Source organism: Mesorhizobium sp. P5_C1, from assembly GCF_054049815.1.
In genome coordinates, this window is the sequence record NZ_JBFULQ010000672.1 from 1 (window position 1) to 2555 (window position 2555).

The 2555-nt window shown below is 62.4% G+C and carries 2 protein-coding genes and 1 pseudogene; all 3 read right to left on the minus strand.

What is annotated here, in order from left to right; genetic code table 11:
• A pseudogene (locus tag ACXJ7R_RS29695) lies at positions 1-504 on the minus strand (glycosyl transferase); the annotation flags it as partial.
• Positions 501-1745 carry a glycosyltransferase family 4 protein gene (locus tag ACXJ7R_RS29700; protein WP_457154935.1) on the minus strand — a complete coding sequence of 415 codons (1245 nt, stop codon included), beginning with the start codon at positions 1743-1745 and terminating at the stop codon, positions 501-503. The gene ACXJ7R_RS29700 and the pseudogene ACXJ7R_RS29695, both read right to left, overlap by 4 nt.
• A gap of 1 nt (position 1746) precedes the next feature.
• A partial coding sequence (locus ACXJ7R_RS29705) for a glycosyltransferase family protein (RefSeq protein ID WP_457154936.1) occupies positions 1747-2555 on the minus strand: 809 nt, incomplete at its 5' end.

The following is a 2555-nucleotide window of genomic DNA, read 5'->3' on the forward strand; positions in this document are numbered from 1 at the left end:
GACCATGACAAGGTCGAAATGCCTGTTGATGAGATCGACCGTTTCTTCGTTTCGGCCCGCCTTGACACGCTCCTGAAGGATATCACGCACGGACGTCGCCAGCAGCGGTCTGGGCGACGTCGCGTCGATGGCCTCGACTAGCGGCAAGAGTTCGAAACGCATCTGCCGGCGTCCAAATGGAAACGCCTCGACAATGACGATATCAGGCCTGCACTCCCGGAATGCCTGCAGCAGCATCTCCGAACGCCGTTTCTTGAAATCATCGTCGATGGGTTTGCCCTGCAGGTCGACAAGTCCGGAAAATCCTTCATCGCCGGAGGTGACAGGTGGCAGGGTGACAGATTTTACACCCGGTCCCGGAAACCCGGCAATCGGCGCTCCGCCCGTTACGACGGTGACGTCAAACACGTCATCGGCCAGAGCCGCCGCAATGCGGCTGGCGCGCGCGAGATGGCCAATGCCGAGCAGGTGTTGGACGTAGAAGAAAGCGCGCAGCCGCTTCATTCGGCGGCCCGCCACTCCCGCTCGAACAGTTCCTTGAGCTGTCCAATGCTTGCCGTATGATCGAAATCGCCGCGCACGCGCCGCTCCGCGGCATCGCCGAGGCGGGCGCGCAGCACGGGATCACGGATCAGGCGCTCCAGCGCCTGTGCCAGGGCGATTGGGTTTTCCGTCGGAACCAGCAGCCCGGTATCTTCAGGCGATAGCAGCTCCGGCACGCCGGAAATATCGGTCGACACGCAGGCAAGCCGCTGGCTGGCCGCCTCCACCAGGACATTCGGCAGACCGTCCCGGTCGCCATTTGCGGTGATCCTGCAGGCCAGGGCGAAGATGTCGGCGCAGCGGTAGTGCTCAAGCACCTCCTCCTGCGCAAGCGCGCCTTTCCAGGAGACGCGACCATCCAGTCCGAGCTTTTGCGCCAGCGCCTTGAGCCGTCCCAGTTCCTCGCCGCCGCCGATATGCTCGAAACGCCACGCCAGATCACCAGGCAAGAGGGCAAGGGCCTCCAGCAAGGTATCGTAACCTTTCTTTTCGACGGCGCGCCCGACACTCAAGACGACAACCGGTTCGTCCGGCACCGAGCCGTCATGCTGTTTTCGCGCCTCGCCGAAACTGCCGAAGCGATCAAGGTCGAGCCCATGATAGCTCAGATGCACGGACGAATTGCCGTTGGCGAGTTTTGTCAGACGGTCAAAGCCGGTTTTCGTGCAAGTGACCGTCCAGCGCGCCGAGGAAAGCTTGCCGGCCAGATCCCAGTCCGCCGAAGTCCAGATGTCCTTGGCATGGGCCGAGCAACTCCAGGGCAGGCCGCGAAGCAGGCTGGCATAGCGCGTCACCGATGCCGGCGTGTGCGCGAAATGTGCGTGCAGCCAGCCCGCGTCTTCCGGCCATTCAGCCGCCAGCACGAGCGCTTGCCCGAAACGGCGCGCGCGATTGCGCGTAAAGTCGCGGGGGATATCGGTCGCCAGCGATCCGAGCGCGCGCCAGAAGCCCGGCCGCAGCAGATGAGCAAACAGCGAGCGAACCACGCGCAGCGGCTCTTCATGCAGATATTCCGGCAGATAGTGGACCGGCGCTTTGATCTCGTCATGCACGGGGTGGCGTTTTGCATCGGTCGGCCGCCTGAGCGCGAACAGTATCAGGTCGAACCCCGCACGCTCCAGACCGAGCAGTTCCTGCGCGATGAAGGTTTCCGACAGCCGCGGATAGCCTTTCAGAACCACGACGATCTTGCGATGTTGCAACTCAGTTCATGCCTTCAATGACCGAAAGGTGATGGCCGGCACGCCGCTCGAGCAGTTCCGCGACGATTTCGGAAATATGAGGCAGCCCTTCCAGCGTCAGATGCGGATTGCTCTGCGATGGGCGGGGCCGGTCCGGCAGCACCTTCAGTGCATCGGCAAACCGCTGGGAATCCTTGGCTTCTTCCGGCAAGAGCATCTCGATGAGGCCGAGTTCAGCTGCGCGCCGTGCGCGGATCAGCTGTTCCTCGCGGGGCTTGACGCGCGGCACGATCAGCGCCGGCTTGTCGAAAGACAGGATCTCGCAATAGGTGTTGTAGCCGCCCATCGCCACGACCGCCTTGGCGCCGGCAATCAGGTCTTCCATGCGGTTGTCGAACTCTATGATCTTGATATAGGGGATCTTGGACCCCTTCCTGACCAGCTTGTTGCGCTTGCGCGCCGGCATGTAAGGCCCAAGCACGATCAGCGCCCTATGCTGCAATTGCGGATCCTGCTGATAGGCATCGAAGACGTCGTGGATCAGTTCGGCGCCGTCACCGCCGCCACCGGTGGTGACGAGGATATAGTCGCCCTCGGGCCGGTGGCCGGGCATCTCGTTCCGCTGCAGGCTCCGTTGCAGGAAACCGACGAACTTCATCTTTGCCCCGACAGCTGGCGGCACATCCAGGCCCGTCAACGGATCGTAGAAATCCGGCGGACCATAGACCCAGACCTTGTCGTAGAACAGGCCTATCTTGCGCATTACATCCCTGCGTGCCCACTCTGCTTCGAGCAGATTCGGCGCGTCCATCACCTCTCGCAAGCCAAGCA